Below are 17,511 nucleotides of genomic sequence, written 5' to 3' on the forward strand. Positions count from 1 at the left end.
CCGATGGTTAAGGGGCGGGTGTGGCGGGCGTCTCAGCAGGAACGTCGTTGTTCTCGCGCTTCTCAGCGGCAAACTTCAGGCGGTTCTGCTCGGCGTCATGGGAGATCTTGACCACATCGCCTTCACGGATGTCTCCACGCAGCAGGTGCTCTGCCAGCGGATCCTCGATGTTTTTCTCCACCGCACGGCGCATTGGGCGCGCGCCATACTGCGGGTCAAACCCTTCTTTCATGAGGAACTCGCGGGCGCTGTCGTCCAGCGCGATGTGGATGTTCTTCTTCTTCAGGCGGGTGACCACCTTGCTGACTTCTAGGTCCACGATCTTGTTGAGCTGCTCCTTCTCAAGCATGCGGAAGATGACGATGTCATCCAGGCGGTTGAGGAACTCCGGCTTGAAGAACTTCTTCGCAGCTTCGGTGATCTTGCCCTTGATGCCCACATTGTCAGCAGTGTCTTCCTGCATGGCCATGAAGCCCAGGCTGGTCTGGCGCTTGATCTGCTCCGCACCGATGTTCGAGGTCAGGATCACGATGGTGTTCCGGAAGTCGATCTTGCGGCCAAAGTTGTCCGTGACCTGGCCTTCTTCCAGGATCTGCAGCAGCAGGTGCATCACATCCGGATGGGCCTTCTCCACTTCGTCAAACAAGATGACGGAGTAGGGACGACGGCGCACAGCTTCGGAAAGCTGGCCGCCTTCTTCGTAGCCCACGTACCCGGGAGGTGCCCCGATCAAACGGCTGGCCGTGTGCTTCTCCATGTACTCGGACATGTCGATCTGGATCAGCGCCTCGGCGGTGCCAAACATGAACTCGGCCAGGTTCTTGGCCAGGAAGGTCTTGCCCACGCCCGTCGGGCCCAGGAACAGGAAGGAGCCGATAGGACGGCGCGGGTCCTTGAGGTCTGCACGCGAGCGGCGCAGCGCCTTACTGATGGCGATGACGGCTTCGTCCTGCCCAATGACCTTGCCCTTGAGCTCGGTTTCCATCTTGAGCAGCTTCTCGGCCTCCGCCTGCTCCATGCGCTGCAGCGGCACGCCAGTCCATTTGGAGACGACCGCCATGATGTCCTCTTCAGTCACATCGACAATGCGTTCCTGATTGTTTGAGCGCCAGCTTTCCAGCACGTCGTCAAAACGCTTCTTGGCGTTCTTTTCGCGGTCGCGCAGGTGGGCGGCTTTTTCAAAGTCCTGCTCCTTGATGGAACCTTCCTTCTCGACGCGGATCTGCTCGATCTCGGCCTCGATCACCTTCAGTTCCGGTGGGCGGGTCATGGCGGCGATGCGGGCCTTCGAGCCGGCTTCGTCCATGATGTCGATCGCCTTGTCCGGCAGGAAGCGGGAGGGCAGGTAGCGCGAGCTCAGATTCACGGCGGACTTCAGGGCATCCTCCGAGTACCGGGCCTTGTGGTGCATCTCATACTTGCCACGCAGGCCGAAGAGAATGCGGATGGCGTCCTCGACAGAGGGTTCCTCGACCTTCACGCTCTGGAAGCGGCGTTCCAGCGCGGAATCCTTTTCGATGTACTTGCGGTATTCGTTCAGGGTGGTGGCACCCACGCACTGCAGTTCACCACGGCTCAGCGCAGGCTTGATGATGTTGCTGGCATCCATGGCCCCTTCCGCGCCGCCGGCACCCACGATGGTGTGCAGCTCGTCGATGAAGAGAATGACATTCTTGTTGCGGCGGATCTCGTCCATCACCGCCTTGATGCGCTCTTCAAACTGGCCGCGATACTTCGTGCCGGCCACCATGAGCGCCAGATCGAGGGTGATCACGCGCTTGTCGCGCAGAATTTCAGGCACATTGCCAGCGGCGATTTCCTGGGCCAGACCTTCCACGATGGCGGTCTTGCCCACACCTGCTTCACCAATCAGCACTGGGTTGTTCTTGGTGCGGCGGCAGAGGATCTGGATCACACGGGCGATTTCATCCGCACGGCCAATGACGGGGTCCATCTCGCCCTTGATGGCGAGTTCGGTCAGGTCACGGCCAAAGGCCTTCAGCGCCGGTGTCTTCTCATTCTTCTTCTTGTCACCGGTCGGATTGTTGCCAGTCGGGCTCACGGGCTCGCTGTCTTCTTCCGCTTCTTCCTCGTTCTGGGAGGAGAAGTTGGGGTCGAGTTCCTTGAGGATCTCACTGCGGGCCTTGTCTAGGTTCACATCGAGGTTGCGCAGCACCTGCGCAGCCACGCCTTCGCCTTCGCGTAGCAGGCCCAGCAGAATGTGCTCCGTGCCGACGTAGCTGTGGTTCAGCGCCTTGGCTTCCTTGGAGGCCAGGGCCAGCACCTTTTTCACACGCGGGGTATAGGGGATGTTGCCCACCATCTTGGTCTCTGGGCCGGAGCCGACCTGCTGCTCCACCTGCATGCGCACGGTTTCGAGATCCAGGCCGAGCTTGGTCAGCACGTTGACCGCCACACCCTGGCCGAGCTTGATCAAGCCAAGGAGAAGGTGCTCCGTGCCGACATAATTGTGGTTGAAGCGGTCTGCCTCCTTGCGGGCAAGGGCCAGGACCTGTTGGGCGCGTGGGGTGAAATTATTCATGATTGGGGGGGGAGGAGGTGCCTCCTGAGGTTGGTGAAGTTGGGGGAAAACTACCCGGGCCGTCGATGGATTGCAACCGTGCTCGGGTTAATTCAGCGCGCATGCTGTCCCTCTCTTCAGGGGACAATTCTCGCGCAGCATTGAGCTGCAGATGCGCAGGTTGAATTTCAAGAAGCAGCATGTCGATCAGGCTGCGGTCACAGTTGCCGACGAGGTCGAGATCTGCACCCAGCCGCAGCATGCTCAGCAGGTTCAGTGCCTCTTTTGAGGCAAGAATGTGCGCATACCGCAGAATCGCAAACGCACGGCCCACCTGGTCCTGCAGCATGGTCTGGTGATCTTCCTTCAGCTTGGCGCGGGCTGTCATTTCCGAGCGGACCACACCTTCGATGACCTTTTCGATCTGGGCGATGATCTCAGGCTCCGCCTCGCCCAGGGTGTGCTGGTTCGAGATCTGGAAAAGATTCCCTAGCGCCTCAGTGCCTTCGCCATACAGGCCGCGAACCGCCAGGCCGATCTTGCCAATGGCCTTGATCACCGGATTGATCTGCTCCGTGAGCACCAGCGCAGGCAGGTGCAGCATCACAGAGGCGCGCATGCCGGTGCCCAGGTTCGTGGGGCAGGCAGTCAGGTAGCCCAGCTTGGGGTCAAAAGCATACGGCAGCATGCTTTCCAGTTCCGAGTCCACCCGGTCCACCGCCTCAAAGGCGCTGTGCAGGTTCAGCCCCGGGCGGATGCCCTGGATGCGGAAATGGTCCTCCTCATTGATCATGATGGAGATGCTCTGCTTGCGGTCCACCACCACGGCACATCCAGAGGAGCGTGCGGCGTGCTCGCGGCTCACCAGATGGCGTTCCACCAGCACCTGCTTGCGGATCTTGCTCAGGTCCGTGTAGTCCTCGCTGTAGCCGTCCCGCATCTCGGGCAGCTGCTCCACCACCGGCCGGGCGCGCTCCAGCAGCTCGATGCGCTGGCGCTCCTGGCTGAATCCTGGGAAGGGGTGGCCGCGGAGATTGCGCGCCAGACGCACCCGCGATGTCATCACGACATCAGAGTGCGGCCCCGCTCCCTTCATCCAGTCGGCGGGGTTCTTGATCAGTGTGGCAAAACGCATCATGGGCTTGCGAGTATTGGACGTGTGAAAGGGGATACGCGTTGAATGGCGGTGCAGGATGTTTTCTCCTGCTGCATCAGCCGCCATTCAATTGCGTTCGTCATTTGGAAGTCTTGGTCTGGAGACTTTCGATCTCGGATTTCAACCTTGCGGCATCCTCGTAGCGCTCCTCCTTCACGGCCAGGTCCAGCTCGGCACGGAGTTTGGCCAGGTCCGGTAGCGGCTGCGGAGGTGGGGCAACAGGTGGAGCCGGCGGCGGGATCGGCGCCTCCGGTGCAGGGGTGATTCGCTGCCTTGGCAGGATTTGAGGGGAGACAGCACTCACATGGGTTGGGCGTTTGCCCACATGCTTGGTTCCCTTGTGCATGTTTCGCAGCAGGGCGTCCAGCCCGTCTCGGAAGGCGGCGTAGCATTCCGGACAGCCCATGCGGCCGATTTTCTTCAGTTGCGAGGCCGTGAAGCCGCAGGCCGGGCAGACGACCTCCATCATGTCTGACTCTTGACGGTGAGATGGACTCAAGAATGCCTCCGCAAGACCAAAGCCGGTCTCCTCGGTCACGCCTTTGGCCTTCGAGCATGCCTCACACAGATTCACCGTGGTCATCTGACCGTTGATGATCTGGGTAAGGAACACCGTGGCCTCATTCTCGCAAACGTCGCATTTCATGGATTTAATCGTGCCGGCCTTCATGCCACACACAGTGTGATACGAACGACGGCGCGTACTGGTTATGACAGGTACTCGCCCCCGTCAACCGATGCCCTGTGCCACCAGCCATTCGTCGAGTTCCGCCTGGAGCTGGGGATGTTTAGCAAAGCTGTAATGAAATGTCCGGAACCCCAGCCGCGCGGCGGTGGCAATGTTGGGCTCCAGGTCGTCGATGTAAAAGGTGCTCGCAGGATCGAGGTCCAGCTGCGCGGCGGTTTTGAGGAAGATCTCCTCCCCAGGTTTGGCGCAGCGCGCCGTGTGCGAGTACACGCCTCCCTGGAACAGGCGGAAGATCTCAAACTCTCGCAGGAAGTACTCCTTGTGCAGCTCGTTGGTGTTCGAAAGCAGGTGCATTGGCAGCCTGCCAGCCATGGCTTTCAGCGTGGCATGCATAGGCTCGTTTTGCGTGAAAATCTCGCACCAGATGGCGGCAAAGTCTTCAGGAGTTCCGCGGAATCCGGTGCGCTCCATGCCATGGCGGATGAATGCCCCGTCATCCATGTCCCCCACCTCATAGGGGACCTTGATGTCGTCAAAGAGGCTCAGCACCTTCTCCGCCGGGTGGTCGCATTGCTGCGCCAGCCGGCGGGCGGCGATGCTGAAATCGAAATCGATGAGAACTTTGCCGACGTCGGAAAGTATGGCGGGCTGGGGCATGGCCTTCCTATGCATGCTTGGCTTTCTGAAGCCAGCTTATTTCATCAGCTCGGCCAGCTTGGGACTGATGGCGTCAGCCCAGATCTGGTAGCCTGTCGGTGAGAGGTGCAGGAAATCGGGCATGACTTCCTTGGTAAGCGCGCCATCGGGCTGCGGGAACTTGCTGCCAATGTCCAGGAAGAAGACGTTTTTGCCGTCGTCGAGCTTGGAGATGATCGCGTTGACCTGTTTTAGCTTTTCATTGGCCGTTCCCAGCTTGCCTGTCGGCTTGTCGCCACGGGGAAAGACGGCCAGCAGCAGGATCTTGGCCTGGGGCTGTTTCTCACGGATGGTTTCGACGATCGCGGTAACACCTTTGGCGATGCCTTCAGCCGGGTCCGAGGCGACGTTGTTGGTGCCGATCATCAGCACGCAGGCCTTGGGCTTGATGCCTTCCAGCTCACCGTTCTTGATGCGCCAGAGCACATGCTGGGTGCGGTCTCCTCCGATCCCAAAGTTTGCAGGCGTGTATTGGCTGAAGGACTTGGCCCACACTTGCTTGCCATTCCCTGCCCAGCCGGCGGTGATCGAGTCGCCGAGGAAGACGAGCTGCGCCTTGCCCTCTTTGGCGATGTTCACAAACTTTTCATGCGCGGCAATGAACCCTGGGTTGATCTTGCCATCCTTGCCGTACTTTTCAGCAGGCACATCCGGCGGCTGCGGAGGCAAAACGACAGCAGGTGCTGCAGGCGTGGTGGCGGGGGCTGGAGTTTGCGCTTGGAGCGCGGTGGTGGCCAGCAGAAGAAGGGAGAATGCAAGGGATGTAATTTTCATGCACGCGAATTGTGGCGGGCTGCTCGCGTAGCCGCAATCCGAAAGAGCACTTCACGCCATCCGTTTAGAAAAGGCAGCGGTGCCAGCCTCTCCCGGCCCCTGCACTGTGGACTTTCTGACCGTGAGCATTTTCCCTTCACGGGGATTGACGCGATCCGTCGGATTTCAATAGCATGACCGGGAATCCCCATAATTCAACCAACCACAACCACAGACTATTATGGCCAGCAACAAAGGCGTCGCCTACATGGGACCCGGAAAGGTAGAAATCCAAAGCATCGACTATCCGAAACTGGAGTTGCGCGAACAGAAGCGCAAATGCCAGCACGGTGTCATCCTCAAAGTCGTCAGCACCAACATCTGCGGCTCCGACCAGCACATGGTGCGCGGTCGTACCACCGCTCCTGCGGGCCTCATCCTCGGTCATGAAATCACCGGCGAAGTCGTCGAAGTGGGTCGTGACGTGGAGTTCATCAAGAAGGGGGACATCTGCAGCGTGCCTTTCAATATTGCCTGCGGCCGCTGCGCCAACTGCAAAGAGGGCAAAACCGGCGTCTGCCTCAATGTGAACCCTGCGCGCCCCGGCGCTGCCTACGGTTATGTGGACATGGGCGGCTGGGTCGGTGGCCAGGCGGAATACGTCATGGTGCCCTATGCCGACTTCAACCTGCTGAAGTTCCCGGACCGCGATCAGGCCATGGCCAAGATCAAGGATCTCACTCTTCTCTCCGACATCTTCCCCACTGGCTACCACGGTGCCGTTACCGCTGGTGTGGGCCCGGGTGCCACCGTTTACATCGCAGGCGCTGGTCCTGTGGGCCTCGCTTGCGCCGCCTCCTGCCATCTCCTCGGCGCTGCCGTGGTCATCGTGGGGGATTTGAACAAGGAGCGTCTGGCCCAGGCTCGCCGCTTCGGCTGCGAAACGGTGGATGTCTCCAAGAGCGCCTCCATCCAGGAGCAGATCGAAAACATCCTCGGCGTGCCTGAAGTGGACTGCGCGGTGGACTGCGTGGGCTTTGAGGCCCGCGGCTGTGGCCACAATCACAGCAAGGAAGTGCCCGCCCAGGTGCTCAACAGCGTCATGGAAATCACCAAGGCTGGCGGTGCCATCGGCATCCCCGGCCTCTATGTCACGGGCGACCCCGGCGCAGTGGATGAAGCCGCCAAAGTCGGCAGCCTCTCCATCCGCATCGGTCTCGGCTGGGCCAAGAGCCATACCTTCGTCACGGGCCAGTGCCCGGTCATGCGCTACCATCGCCGTCTCATGATGGCCATCCTGCATGACAAGATCAAGATCGCCAAGGCCACCAACGTCCAGGTGATCTCCCTCAAGAATGCTCCGAAGGGTTACATGGACTTCGACAAGGGCGCTGCCCGCAAGTACGTCATTGACCCGCACGGCATGATCAAAGCCTGATCTGCGCGCAGATAATCAAAAAGCCCTCCTGCTGAGAAGCGGGAGGGCTTTTTTCATGAATGATCTGGAACATCCTGCCCCGGTTCAGGGATCGGATCCCCTGTTCTCACAATGTCTGAATGAACCGGTCAGCTTCTGCTATGGAGCGGTTCATCTGCTCCAGCAGGCGCTGGATGTCGCTCTGAATGTTGTCAGCCGTACCTCGCAGTGATCCGATCGCAGCAGCATTCAAATTGTGTTTCAGGTAAAGCACCTGGTCGTGGAACTGCCGCAGCACCGGATCCATCGTGGCTTCAGCGGCGTGCAGGGAACGTGAGAGCGGCTCAAACCGGCTGCGCGTTTCTGCCAGCTTGCGGCGGCTGTCGGCAGCCAGCGATGCGTTCTGGTACTGTCGGATTTCGCCCTCCCATTCGCGGAAAAGATCATGGGCCACGGTGTCCACCTCGCGGATCTGTCTGCGCACCTGATCTGCCTGGGATTCGCAGTCCTCATACTCGCCTTTGAACCGGTTGTAGGCCGACTCGAGGTTGCCGCCGTTGTAATTCGTCAGCTTTTTGAGCTGGGTCAGGGCGTCCTGAAACTGCTCGCCGGCCTCCTTCTGCTCGCCGCGGGCTTTCTTGACCGCGCTCTTGAGCAGATCACGTTTTTCGTAGCCCAGCTTTTCCCAGGCGGAGTAGTAAAGGCTGCTGCAGGCTGTGAGGGCAGCCGCCAGTCCAACGAGGAAAAGCCGGGCATGCATACGGAGATCAGCCCACAAATTTCAAGGTGCCCACCTGACCGGCGGCCATGGCGGCGTGCTGGGCGTCAGAGCAGGCGGAGTTCGTCGGCGCATCAGCAGGAGCGTCGTTCTTTTCCAGCAGGCCCTGCTCGTTCATCCAGGCTTCAACCTCGGCTCCGCTGATGTCGGCCAGCATGGTGCCGTTGATCTCCACACAAGGGGAAAGCGGCTGGCCGCTCTTCTGTTCCATCTCCCAGCGGAAGGCAGGGTTCTTGATGATGTCCTTCTCCTCGTAGGGCAGGTCGTATTTGCGGAAGATGGCGCGGACGCCTTCGCTCCATCCGCAGTAGGTTTTCAGGTAGGCTGTGATTTTGGGTGTTTGCATAACGCGTTGGGTTTACGCCCCCAGACTAACGGACGATGCGGGGAATGCAAACTGGCTGTGGCTGGGGGCCGCCTACAACGTCAGGCTCCTGGTCATGCTGCCGGTGGCCTGCTGCTGCCAGGTGTCCGCGTTGTTCAGCACCTGTCCCAAGGTCGTCATCACCGTCTGGGCGGTGTAGGGCTTGTGCAGAAAATGTTGCACCCCCATTTCAGCCACCCGCGCCGGGCCTCCTTGATGTGGCACTCCGCTGGCCGCGATGATTTTGACTTCAGGATTGATCCGCTTGAGGGTCTGAATGGTGGTTGGTCCGTCCATCACAGGCATCATCATGTCTGTCAGCACCACGGCGATTTCCTGGCTGTGCTGTGCGTAAAGGGCCACGGCTTCTGCTCCATCAGCGGCCACCAAGGTGCGGTATTCCATGGCCTCCAGCGTTTGACGCGTCGCCGTGCGTATGGCCTCCTCGTCATCCACAATGAGGATCAGCTCTCCTTTGCCAATAGGCATGGGCTCGTGCTCTGCAGGCGGCGGAGCGGCGCATTTGGCGGTGGTGGTGGCGCTGGCTGGCAGGTGGATGGTGAAGGTGGTCGCTTCATTAGGCTGGCTGGTGACGGTGATGAACCCACCATGCCCTTTGGTGATGCTCAGCACCGTCGAGAGTCCGAGACCTGTTCCCTTGCCAACTTCCTTCGTGGTGAAGAATGGATCGAAAATTTTGTCGATCACCTCTGACGGAATGCCGCTGCCGGAGTCGCTCACGCTGAAGGTGATGTACGTGCCGGGCTTGGCATCCATCTGCATCGAGGCGGCGGCTTCGTTCAAAGTCTCGCTGTCGGCTGTGATGGTCAGCGTGCCCCCGTCCGGCATCGCATCGCGCGCGTTGACGCACAGGTTTAGTAGAATCTGATGTAGCTGTGTGGCATCTCCCTCAAACGAGGGCAGTTCGTCTTTGATGCGGCTGACGCATTCGATGTTTTTTGGGAAGGTGTCTTTGACGAATTTTTTGATGTCCTGGATGAGCTTGGCAGCGCAGAGCTCCGTGCGCTTGCCCTCCACTCCTCGCGCAAAGGTCAGAATCTGGCGCACCAGATCGGCACCACGTTTCGCACTCGTCTCAATCCCGGCTAAAATGGAATGGGTGCGGTCATTGAGATTGGTCAGCCTCAGCAGTTCGATCGACATCAGGATGGGCGTCAGCACATTGTTCAGATCGTGCGCGATGCCGCCTGCCAGCGTGCCTACACTTTCCAGGCGCTGCGTCCTCAGGAACTGCTGTTCCAGTTTCTTCTTCTCAGTGATGTCCGCCACGATCCCGAGGAAGCCTGTGACTTCCCCATTTTCGTCCTGCATGGCGGTCATGCTCAGCGAGACGGACACACGGCTGCCGTCCTTCCTCACATAGGTGCATTCACGGTCGCGGATGATGCCACAACTGGCGTAGGCGACATAGATGTCGAAACCGGGGCGGACGACAGAACCCGTCTCACGGGTGAGGTCGGCAGCCATGCGTTCCAGTTCCGGAGCTTCATGAAAAAGCTCCGGTGTCAGGCTGCCCACCACCTCCTGCCTGGCATAACCGGTGAGCTTTTCAGCGCCGCAGTTGAACGTCGCGATCAGTCCTTTGGTGTTCATGCTGATGATGCCGCAGGCTGCGCTCTCCAGCACCGCATTTTGCAGGTAGGTCAGCTCCTGCACTTTCATGCTGGTATCGATCAGCTTTTCCATGGTGGAAATCTGACCACGTGTCAGCAGCAGCGCTGCAGCCAGGGCGATCCCTCCTGTCACAGCCATTTGCAGCCAGTCGAGCAGGCGGATTTCGGCATTGATGCCCCCGCTGATGGCCAGCACCTTTTGCGAGATTTGCTCCATGGCTCCCGCCAGGGTGTCGCATTCATCCGTCAGCATTTCTTCGTGTCCTTTGAGCACCGTATTGATCGCTTCTGTCCTCGGATGCAGCTTTTTGACCACAACAGCAATCTTGGCGAAGCTCGCTTCAGCAAGCTCCAGTTTGTGCATGATTTCAGTGCGCTCGGCATCGCTGGCGGGCTGTAGCAGTGGGGCTTTGAGAATGGCCTCCTGGCAGGTGCTCATGAGTCCCCACACGAGATCGATGCGCCCCAGGTAGTAGGTTTGCATGGGGGGCGTGCTTTCTGCAGCCTGTAGGATCAACCGGCTCAACGTCTGGCTGTCCGCCCTCTGTCGGCCCAGCAGATTCATGGCACTGACACTCTCCATCCGTTTTTGCTCCAATTGGGAGCTCATGCTTTCAAAAAAGATGAAGCTCAGTACTAAAAGTACGGCGGCCCCTCCGAAAATCAGCCATAAACGCCTAAAAAAATCCTGCAATTTTGGCAGTTCCTGGCGTGCCGGCAGGGAAAATACTGGCTTCTGCAAAAAATTGGTCACGCTCATCGCGCGCACCATAAATCAAACGCTCAGGGCCTCCCATGGCGCTTGATTCAAAAGACCCTAAGCCTTTGCTTTCTCGTATCGGAACCGACGCCTTTTTAGATGTTGTGCGTTGGTGGATTATTTCCAGCCAAGTTTTTGCTTCAGGAATTCAAATGTTCCTACGCCGTGGATTGTGTGTGGGCCGTCAAAATGTTCGATGGTGGCACAGTCGCCGATGAGGAGCTTGTTGTAGAGACGGCGGACTTTGGCGAATTCATAGTTGACCCATTCGTCCACGCCCACGCCGTCATTGTGGCCACGCTCGACCATGAAGGGGCGCGGGGCGATCAGGGCGGCCATCTCTGCGTAGTTAAAGGTGCGGCCCATGTTCCACTCCCAGATTTCATACTCGTGCGTGTGAATGTAGCTCATGGGCATGTCGGTGCTGACACACTTGCGTACCCACTCGTTGAAGTCGCCGCTGCAAATGCTCAGGCAGTAATCCTTCAGCACGGCTGGCGTGCGCATGGCGGACTTGCCGCCATAGCTCAGGCCGTAGAAGGCGATCTTGTTCGGCTGGGTAAAAGACTGCGCCTTCAGCCATTCCAGGATGCGCTGATGCTGGGCGTTGATGACACTGTAGAGAGTAAGGCCGAGTGGATTGAGTTTCCGCTGCAGGGTGCGGAAGGCGTCCTTGCCGCGATAGGGGTTGTGAGGGGCAAAGGTGATGAAACCCTGCTCGGCCAGACGCAGGGTGAAGGCCTTGTAGGGAGCGTAGGCTTTTTGGGTTTCGTCGGTGGTGATGGTGTCTTCGGGGATGCCTTCCAGGCCATGCTGGCAGACGACGACCGGGCGTTTCTCTCCGGGCTTGAGGTCTTTTGGCAGGCAGAGCCAGCCCCAGGCAAAGACGTCGTCCCACACGTCCATCGTCACCTCGTAGATGGAAACTTTGTCCGTTTCGCGCACGAAGCGGCTTTTGGCGTTCACGGGCAGGTTCGGATCTGGCAGGCGGCCGATGACTTCGTTCCAGAATCGGTCGCGTTCTGCAGCCGTGTGCTTTTCAAAGTCCGCCACTGACTTAAGCGGCAGTTTGTCCCAGAACTGCGCTTTGCGTTCCAGTTCGGTGGTGACGAGCAGACGCTGGGTGAAATTTTCCAACTCGCGCACCATTCGCTTCTGCCGGGTCGTGTCCACTTTGGCGCGTTGTTCATTTTTCTGCGGCATTACGGGTTCAATGGTCTTTACCAGCTGTGCTGCGATCTCTTTTGGCAGCAGGTGCGTGACCACCTCTTTGAGTCCATGCTCTTCCGTGGCCAGCATGATCCAGTCTCCGGGGGCGAGTGCTTTGGCGCGGGCGACTTCGGCCTGCACGGCAGCCAGGCTGGGCTTGGTGATCTTTCCCGGAGCGGCGATGTTTCGCTCTCCTTGTTTGGCCTCTGGCGGGCCCTGGACATTGGGGAAGCCGAGGTTCTGCACCACCAGCGGGCGTGGGGCGATGAGGGAGGCTACTTCGGCGTCGCCAAAATCGCGCAGGAGGCTGAAAACATTGCGGTAAATCGGCTCGGCCCATACACCTTCGCGCGGTTCGAAGCAGCCCCAGACATAAACGGAACTGATGCGTTCATCGATGGCACCCGAGTACATGGCGATGAGGCCGCCTTCTCCCAGTCCGGCCACGAGCAGGGGCAGCTTTGGCTGCATGCTGTAATAATCGACCAGAGAGAGCATCTTCTGCACTTCGTAGCCGATGATGTGCCGCCCGAGCTCATAGGACTGGCGATAGATCCATTCGCGATGCGGAATGTTGGTTTTGACCCCAAACTTCTCGTTCGTGCTGAACTCGCTGCCCCGGCTGATGAGCGCAGGAATGACGATTTCGCAGCCGCTGTAGGCGAGCATGGCATCATTGGCCAGTTTCTCGGGATCGGTGTCCGCATCGGGAATGTAGATCACCCGAGCGACGGGTTTGTCTTTGGGCTGAATGAGAATGCCTTCTCCGTGCACGCCGTCGAAAACCGGCCAGCGCACGCGCAGGATGCGCGCCGTGGCTGTTTCTGCCAGCAGCGACGGATTTGAGGTGTCTCCGACAAGATCAAGCGCTGTGATGGGCAGTCGTGCATCCACCATGCCCAGAATGGCCTTGAGCTTCTCCCGGGTCGGCTTGCGTCCCTCTTTTGACTTCTCGATCAACCGCAGTGCCATTTTGTCGATTCCTGCCACCATGGTGGCGGAGAAGTCGGGATTGGGCTCCAAGGGCTGGGTGCCTGGAAGCACCTGGGCGCGCAATGAGGAAGCAACGAGCAGCAGCAGGAGTGGGCGGATCATGGAAGATCAAACGCCCGCCTGTCATGGCTTCTTCTGCTCAAACAGCCACTTCCAGAATTCTGGCTTGTCGTAGGTCTGCGTCCACGAATCATGCCCCACCCCGGGGTAAATGGTGAATTTTACAGGTGCATTGATCTCTTTGAGCGCATCATAGATCTTCTGGCTGTTTTCGATGGGAACTGCCCCATCTTTGTCTCCGTGGAAGATCCAGCATGGCATGTCCTTGAGGATCTGGGCCGTGACCCAGCGGACTCCGGCACCGCCGCAGATGGGGGCGATGGCGGCATAGGTTTTAGGATACTCAAAGGCGGTGTCCCAGGTGCCGAAGCCGCCCATGCTCAGGCCGGTGAGGTAAACGCGCTTTGGGTCCACCCGCATGGTTCTGATCAGATGGTTCGTTACTGCTTTGATAGCGTGTGGATTCCAGAGGTGGTCGGGCTCGCACTGGAGGCTGGCGATGATGGCGGGGAACTTCTGACCGGTGGCGATGAGCTTGGGCGGGCCGTGCTTTTTGACCAGTTCCAAGTCGGTGCCGCGTTCGCCCGAACCGTGCAGGAAGATGACGAGAGGCCATTTTTTGCGCTTGTTGCTGGAATATGCCTCCGGCTTGCTGAGGAGGTAGCGGTAGTTGACCGGAATCACGAATTCGCCGCTGTAGGAGGCGGGAGTCTGGGTGTCCGCCTTGAGAAGGGTGGTGGCGGCGAGTAGGAAAAGGACGGCAAATTTGACCATCAGAGGAGAACGGAGTGCAGAAGTGGAGCCTTGCCGCCTAAGATCACCGTGGCCGCATCTTGCTGGTGCCGGGCAGCGCGCTGAAGAAAAAGTAGCGCGGAGAGCGCAGGGCATCGCCAACCTCGCGGATGGCCATGCAAAAGAGCAATTCGTCGAGTCTGCCTGCAGCTTGGGGATGTTTTGGCAGGAGCGTGTCGAGGAAACGGCGCAGGCGCTTGTTGGCGTTGAACTCCAGCGGCACGCTGCCGAGGTTGAGAAGGAGAAGGATTGTCAGTACTCCGGCCACGGCGAAGAGCGCATATCGTGGCATGAGGACGCGGGAGAGCATCAATCCGACGATGGCGATGCCTGCGGCGGTGGGGATGTAGCGGCTCATGCGGATGCAGTTCTGGCGCCATTTGAGGTCGCCGAGGGTTTCGCCGGTCTGTAGGGCGTGTGCAGCTTCATGCAGGGCGGTGGCCCAGGCTGACAGGGTGGTGCCTTGGGCCGCATCCCGGCGCAGGAAAAGGCGGCGGCGGGTGGGATCGAAGTAGTCGGAGACAACGGCGTTGTGCTCGACGATCTGCACATCTTCAACGCCTTCAGAATGAAGGAACTGGAGGGCGATTTCTGCGCCGGTGTAGGCGAGGGGGGCGTTGACGCGGGAGCCCTTTTGCATCATGCCCTCATAACGTCCCTGGGCCCAGCGGGCGAGAGCGAGGCTGGCGGCAAGGGCGATGACGATGATGATAAACATGGAAGCAGATGCACCGTGACAGCAATACGGTGGCTGGCAAACCGTCCGTGCGTTGATCTTGCGTTATGCGGCACGGCATGATTGCATGACGCATGATCCGTCCTGTTTTCCTGCTGCTCGTCTGCCTGATCGGCGCTGTTTTGCCTTCTAATTCCGAAGAAGTGCTGGGGCAGGGGGAGTTTTGCTACCGGGTGGTGCCTGGGTGGGGAAATGAGGCGCTGGCGCAGGTGAAGGTGAAAAATGGGCATGCGGTGGCGCTGGATGCGGCAGGAAGGCTGTTTTTTCTGACGGATGACGCGCGGAACAATGTGGTCATTCTGGATGCGAAATCGGGAGGCATGATCAAGCAGTGGACGGCACGAATGCCCGGGGCGCACGGAATGAGCCTGATTCGGGAAGGAGAGCGCGAGGTGCTGTATATCACGGACACACAGCTGCATGAGGTGCGGAAACTGACACTGGATGGTGAGGAGCTGGCGCATTATCCGTGGCCTGAAGGCGCAAAGCTGCATGCGAGCGCGAATGAGTACCGGCCCTCCAAGACGATCCATTTTCCAGATGGTTCCTTCTGTGTGTTCGACGGGTATGGAAAGGACTACATTTTCCACTACAAGCCGGATGGGACGCTTTTGCGCTGGTGGGGTGGGAATTTGGGCGAAGGTGAGAACCAGCTGAAGCACTGGGGACCGCATGGCGGCGCGCTGGAAAGGTCAGATTTTGTGTCGGATTCGGCAAAAACGCGGGTGATTGTGGCCATGAGCGATCAGCAGGAGATCAAACGGTTCACGGCCGAGGGGCGGTTCATCGACAAGATCCCGATGCCGGGGGGGAATCCGCGGGACATCGTTTTTTGGGGGGAGCATATCCTGGTGCCGCATCTGGGGGACCAGTGGCCGAAGGACCGGAACTCGTCGGGGTTCATTTCGATTGTGGACCGGGAGTATCGGATCGTGTCGAACATCGGAGCTCCGGCGGCGGTTTATGTGGATGGGGTGCTGCAGCCGATGCAGAGTGACCGCAAGACGTTCATCCACCCGCATGGAGTGGCGGTGGATGGGGAGGGGAATCTTTATGTGGCGCAGTTTTCATCTCCGGCGGCGCCGCTGCTGAAGCTGGAGCGGGTGCGGTGAGTGCAACTTTCTGCGGGAGGGTGAGTTTATTGGTGCTGATGAATACGGAGTCCAGCTATCAGGTTGCCAAGCAGACGCAGCGGCGGAAAATGGCCGGCATGCGTCCTTTGGTCTTCTTCTTTGCCCTCACCACGGCGGCTGTGGCCCAGTCTGAAGGCGACAAGCCCAGCCCGCCGCCGCCACCTCCTCCGCCCTCGATGCCGGGCGAGGGGCCGATGCATCGTGATGGGGAACATCGCGGACCGCCGGGAATGATGCCTGGCAAGGGCAGGCCGCATGGTGGCTTTGATGGTTTTGAAAAGCTCTCTGAATCTGAGAAGCAGAAGGTGCGTGCGGCTTTTGAGAAGGCGTGGCAGAGGCCGGAGGTGATCGCGTCGAGAGACAAGGCGCTGCGGGCCAACGAGGAGATGCGCCATACGCTGCATACCGCGCTGAAGGAGATTGATCCAGAGGTGGTGGGGATTTTGGAGAAGATCAAACCGCAGTTCCCGATGGATCAGCGGGGGCTGCCTGAGATGCCGAAGCCGGAGTCGCCGGAGTTTGCACGGATGGCGGCGATCCGGCTGGGGGCGGAGCTGCTGTCGATCTCCAGGCCTGAGCGTCGTGAGGAGACGAAGCGGTTTCATGACCGGCTGCTGCAACTGCCTGCGGTGAAGGAGGCGCTGGCGAGGCTGGCTGAACTGCCGCCTGAGCAGCGTATGGAGGCGTTTCGAAAGCTGCGGGATACTTACCGTGAGGCGGCTGCGCAGGAGTTTATGAAGTTCCGTGAGCGTGGGGGAGATCCGAAGGATGGGTTTCGTCGGCCGCCGCCTGAGCAGGACAAGCCAGGGTCGCCGCCTGGGGAGCCGAAACTGTGAGGGGGGCGGCCCGTCCTTCGCTCTGCGAGCTTCGGAGGGTGCGCTTCGCGCAGAGTTCATGAAGTTTCGTGAGCGTGGGGGAGATCCGAAGGATGGGTTTCGTCGGCCGCCGCCTGAGCAGGACAAGCCGGCGCCGCCGCCTGGGGAGCCGAAGCTGTGAGGGGTGCGGCCCGTCCTTCGCTCTGCGAGCTTCGGAGGGTGTGCTACGCGCAGAGTTGACGGTTGTTTGGCCGGAGTTCCGGAGGGCTGGTAAAAGATTGATGGTAAAAGATGATGAGCCGGAGGTTTGAACCACTGACTTTCACTGATGAATGCTGGAGCTGAATGGAGGGAGGGTGAGACAACCGGACAATGAGACAATCAGATGTGGAGCGATGGGGACGTTTGATTTTGTCGCAGAGGGGCAGAGGTGCAGAGGGAGCGGAGTGGGGGAGTTGATGGTGGTTGAAAAAGTGAGCCGAAAGAAAGGCGGAGGAGTGGCCTACGGAAAACGCGGAAGGCACGGAAAGGCCTGAACTGTGAACCACTCATAGCAGAGGCCAGAACCGAGCCATGATGCTGAATACACGCTTTCCCAGAGTGGAAGCTGGGGAGAAGACTGTTGGACAATGAGACAATCAGATGGGCCCGTTCTTCGCTCTGCGAGCTACGAAGGGTGCGCTTCGCGCAGAGATTTGCACCGCAGAGGCTGGAACGCCGCAGAGAGGGGAATGTTGAGAGACTGGCCGGAAATGAGGGGCGGAGGATTTTTGCACCGCCCATCCTTCGCTTATCCCCCTTCGCTAAAGCTTCGGAGGCCAGGCAGAGATTGGAAAAACGCAGAGGGGGCTGGTGATTGAGATGCGGTGGGGGAGTTGAGGGGAAGATGCGGAGTGCTTTTGTTGATTATTTGCACCCTTCTCTGAAAAAGCCGGTCAAGTAAAAAGTCATCGTACGCAGGGGCTGGGGAGTGATTGAGCGCGGATGAATGAGTTCGCCGCAAAGC

At 59.4% G+C, this 17,511-nt stretch carries 15 protein-coding genes; 4 read left to right on the top strand and 11 right to left on the bottom strand.

Annotation, left to right across the window (positions count from 1 at the left end):
• Window positions 1–7: 7 nt before the first annotated feature.
• The 5 genes from HNQ65_RS23365 to HNQ65_RS23385 all read right to left on the bottom strand — a co-directional run bounded on the left by HNQ65_RS23365 (window position 8) and on the right by HNQ65_RS23385 (window position 5,835).
• Window positions 8–2,542: an ATP-dependent Clp protease ATP-binding subunit gene (locus HNQ65_RS23365; RefSeq protein ID WP_184343628.1), complete on the bottom strand. Its 2,535-nt coding sequence runs from the start codon at window positions 2,540–2,542 to the stop codon at window positions 8–10.
• A complete protein-coding gene (locus tag HNQ65_RS23370) occupies window positions 2,535–3,659 on the bottom strand; it encodes a protein arginine kinase (RefSeq protein WP_246438619.1) in 1,125 nt (374 codons plus the stop codon). The genes HNQ65_RS23365 and HNQ65_RS23370 overlap by 8 nt, the downstream gene beginning before the upstream one ends.
• 97 nt (window positions 3,660–3,756) lie before the next feature.
• Complete coding sequence (locus tag HNQ65_RS23375; protein ID WP_184343630.1) at window positions 3,757–4,323, bottom strand: UvrB/UvrC motif-containing protein; 567 nt, start codon at window positions 4,321–4,323, stop codon at window positions 3,757–3,759.
• 84 nt (window positions 4,324–4,407) lie between these two features.
• Window positions 4,408–5,022: an HAD-IA family hydrolase gene (locus tag HNQ65_RS23380; protein ID WP_184343632.1), complete on the bottom strand. Its 615-nt coding sequence runs from the start codon at window positions 5,020–5,022 to the stop codon at window positions 4,408–4,410.
• A gap of 36 nt (window positions 5,023–5,058) precedes the next feature.
• Window positions 5,059–5,835: a platelet-activating factor acetylhydrolase IB subunit gene (locus HNQ65_RS23385; protein WP_184343634.1), complete on the bottom strand. Its 777-nt coding sequence runs from the start codon at window positions 5,833–5,835 to the stop codon at window positions 5,059–5,061.
• Window positions 5,836–6,055: 220 nt separating this feature from the next.
• On the opposite strand from HNQ65_RS23385, the gene fdhA reads away from it, so the two are divergent.
• Window positions 6,056–7,252, top strand: coding sequence for a formaldehyde dehydrogenase, glutathione-independent (fdhA, locus tag HNQ65_RS23390; RefSeq protein ID WP_184343636.1), 1,197 nt, complete (start codon window positions 6,056–6,058; stop codon window positions 7,250–7,252).
• A 106-nt stretch (window positions 7,253–7,358) separates the two neighbouring features.
• Here fdhA and HNQ65_RS23395 read toward each other — a convergent pair whose 3' ends face one another.
• The 3 genes from HNQ65_RS23395 to HNQ65_RS23405 form a co-directional block, all read right to left on the bottom strand.
• Window positions 7,359–7,991, bottom strand: a complete 633-nt coding sequence (locus tag HNQ65_RS23395) for a DUF2959 domain-containing protein (RefSeq protein ID WP_184343638.1) — start codon at window positions 7,989–7,991, stop codon at window positions 7,359–7,361.
• Between the two features lie 7 nt (window positions 7,992–7,998).
• Window positions 7,999–8,355, bottom strand: a complete 357-nt coding sequence (locus HNQ65_RS23400) for a glutaredoxin family protein (protein ID WP_184343640.1) — start codon at window positions 8,353–8,355, stop codon at window positions 7,999–8,001.
• Between the two features lie 72 nt (window positions 8,356–8,427).
• Window positions 8,428–10,491 (bottom strand): hybrid sensor histidine kinase/response regulator, encoded by a 2,064-nt coding sequence (locus tag HNQ65_RS23405; RefSeq protein WP_184343642.1) that lies wholly within the window; start codon window positions 10,489–10,491, stop codon window positions 8,428–8,430.
• A gap of 79 nt (window positions 10,492–10,570) precedes the next feature.
• Between HNQ65_RS23405 and HNQ65_RS23410 the strand changes: the two genes are divergently transcribed.
• On the top strand, window positions 10,571–10,813 hold the full coding sequence (locus HNQ65_RS23410; protein ID WP_184343644.1) for a hypothetical protein: 243 nt from the start codon (window positions 10,571–10,573) through the stop codon (window positions 10,811–10,813).
• A gap of 71 nt (window positions 10,814–10,884) precedes the next feature.
• Here HNQ65_RS23410 and HNQ65_RS23415 read toward each other — a convergent pair whose 3' ends face one another.
• The 3 genes from HNQ65_RS23415 to HNQ65_RS23425 are packed head-to-tail and all read right to left on the bottom strand — an operon-like array spanning window position 10,885 to window position 14,539.
• Window positions 10,885–13,071 carry an alpha/beta hydrolase family protein gene (locus HNQ65_RS23415; RefSeq protein WP_184343646.1) on the bottom strand — a complete coding sequence of 729 codons (2,187 nt, stop codon included), beginning with the start codon at window positions 13,069–13,071 and terminating at the stop codon, window positions 10,885–10,887.
• A 21-nt stretch (window positions 13,072–13,092) separates the two neighbouring features.
• A complete protein-coding gene (locus tag HNQ65_RS23420) occupies window positions 13,093–13,803 on the bottom strand; it encodes a carboxylesterase family protein (RefSeq protein WP_184343648.1) in 711 nt (236 codons plus the stop codon).
• A gap of 43 nt (window positions 13,804–13,846) precedes the next feature.
• On the bottom strand, window positions 13,847–14,539 hold the full coding sequence (locus HNQ65_RS23425) for a zinc metallopeptidase (RefSeq protein ID WP_184343650.1): 693 nt from the start codon (window positions 14,537–14,539) through the stop codon (window positions 13,847–13,849).
• Between the two features lie 92 nt (window positions 14,540–14,631).
• Between HNQ65_RS23425 and HNQ65_RS23430 the strand changes: the two genes are divergently transcribed.
• Window positions 14,632–15,669, top strand: coding sequence for an NHL repeat-containing protein (locus HNQ65_RS23430; RefSeq protein ID WP_184343652.1), 1,038 nt, complete (start codon window positions 14,632–14,634; stop codon window positions 15,667–15,669).
• Window positions 15,670–15,707: 38 nt separating this feature from the next.
• Window positions 15,708–16,526 (top strand): hypothetical protein, encoded by an 819-nt coding sequence (locus HNQ65_RS23435; RefSeq protein ID WP_184343654.1) that lies wholly within the window; start codon window positions 15,708–15,710, stop codon window positions 16,524–16,526.
• Window positions 16,527–17,511: the final 985 nt, after the last annotated feature.

The sequence above is a fragment of the Prosthecobacter vanneervenii genome, from assembly GCF_014203095.1.
GTDB classification, from domain to species: domain Bacteria; phylum Verrucomicrobiota; class Verrucomicrobiia; order Verrucomicrobiales; family Verrucomicrobiaceae; genus Prosthecobacter; species Prosthecobacter vanneervenii.

What these genes read in the sequence shown, in the direction of transcription:
- HNQ65_RS23365 (WP_184343628.1), bottom strand. Translation starts at nt 2,542, where the DNA reads ATGAATAATTTCACCCCACGCGCCCAACAGGTCCTGGCCCTTGCCCGC.
- HNQ65_RS23370 (WP_246438619.1), bottom strand. Translation starts at nt 3,659, where the DNA reads ATGATGCGTTTTGCCACACTGATCAAGAACCCCGCCGACTGGATGAAG.
- HNQ65_RS23375 (WP_184343630.1), bottom strand. Translation starts at nt 4,323, where the DNA reads ATGAAATGCGACGTTTGCGAGAATGAGGCCACGGTGTTCCTTACCCAG.
- HNQ65_RS23380 (WP_184343632.1), bottom strand. Translation starts at nt 5,022, where the DNA reads ATGCCCCAGCCCGCCATACTTTCCGACGTCGGCAAAGTTCTCATCGAT.
- HNQ65_RS23385 (WP_184343634.1), bottom strand. Translation starts at nt 5,835, where the DNA reads ATGAAAATTACATCCCTTGCATTCTCCCTTCTTCTGCTGGCCACCACC.
- fdhA (WP_184343636.1), top strand. Translation starts at nt 6,056, where the DNA reads ATGGCCAGCAACAAAGGCGTCGCCTACATGGGACCCGGAAAGGTAGAA.
- HNQ65_RS23395 (WP_184343638.1), bottom strand. Translation starts at nt 7,991, where the DNA reads ATGCATGCCCGGCTTTTCCTCGTTGGACTGGCGGCTGCCCTCACAGCC.
- HNQ65_RS23400 (WP_184343640.1), bottom strand. Translation starts at nt 8,355, where the DNA reads ATGCAAACACCCAAAATCACAGCCTACCTGAAAACCTACTGCGGATGG.
- HNQ65_RS23405 (WP_184343642.1), bottom strand. Translation starts at nt 10,491, where the DNA reads ATGCAAACCTACTACCTGGGGCGCATCGATCTCGTGTGGGGACTCATG.
- HNQ65_RS23410 (WP_184343644.1), top strand. Translation starts at nt 10,571, where the DNA reads ATGGCACTGACACTCTCCATCCGTTTTTGCTCCAATTGGGAGCTCATG.
- HNQ65_RS23415 (WP_184343646.1), bottom strand. Translation starts at nt 13,071, where the DNA reads ATGATCCGCCCACTCCTGCTGCTGCTCGTTGCTTCCTCATTGCGCGCC.
- HNQ65_RS23420 (WP_184343648.1), bottom strand. Translation starts at nt 13,803, where the DNA reads ATGGTCAAATTTGCCGTCCTTTTCCTACTCGCCGCCACCACCCTTCTC.
- HNQ65_RS23425 (WP_184343650.1), bottom strand. Translation starts at nt 14,539, where the DNA reads ATGTTTATCATCATCGTCATCGCCCTTGCCGCCAGCCTCGCTCTCGCC.
- HNQ65_RS23430 (WP_184343652.1), top strand. Translation starts at nt 14,632, where the DNA reads ATGATCCGTCCTGTTTTCCTGCTGCTCGTCTGCCTGATCGGCGCTGTT.
- HNQ65_RS23435 (WP_184343654.1), top strand. Translation starts at nt 15,708, where the DNA reads ATGAATACGGAGTCCAGCTATCAGGTTGCCAAGCAGACGCAGCGGCGG.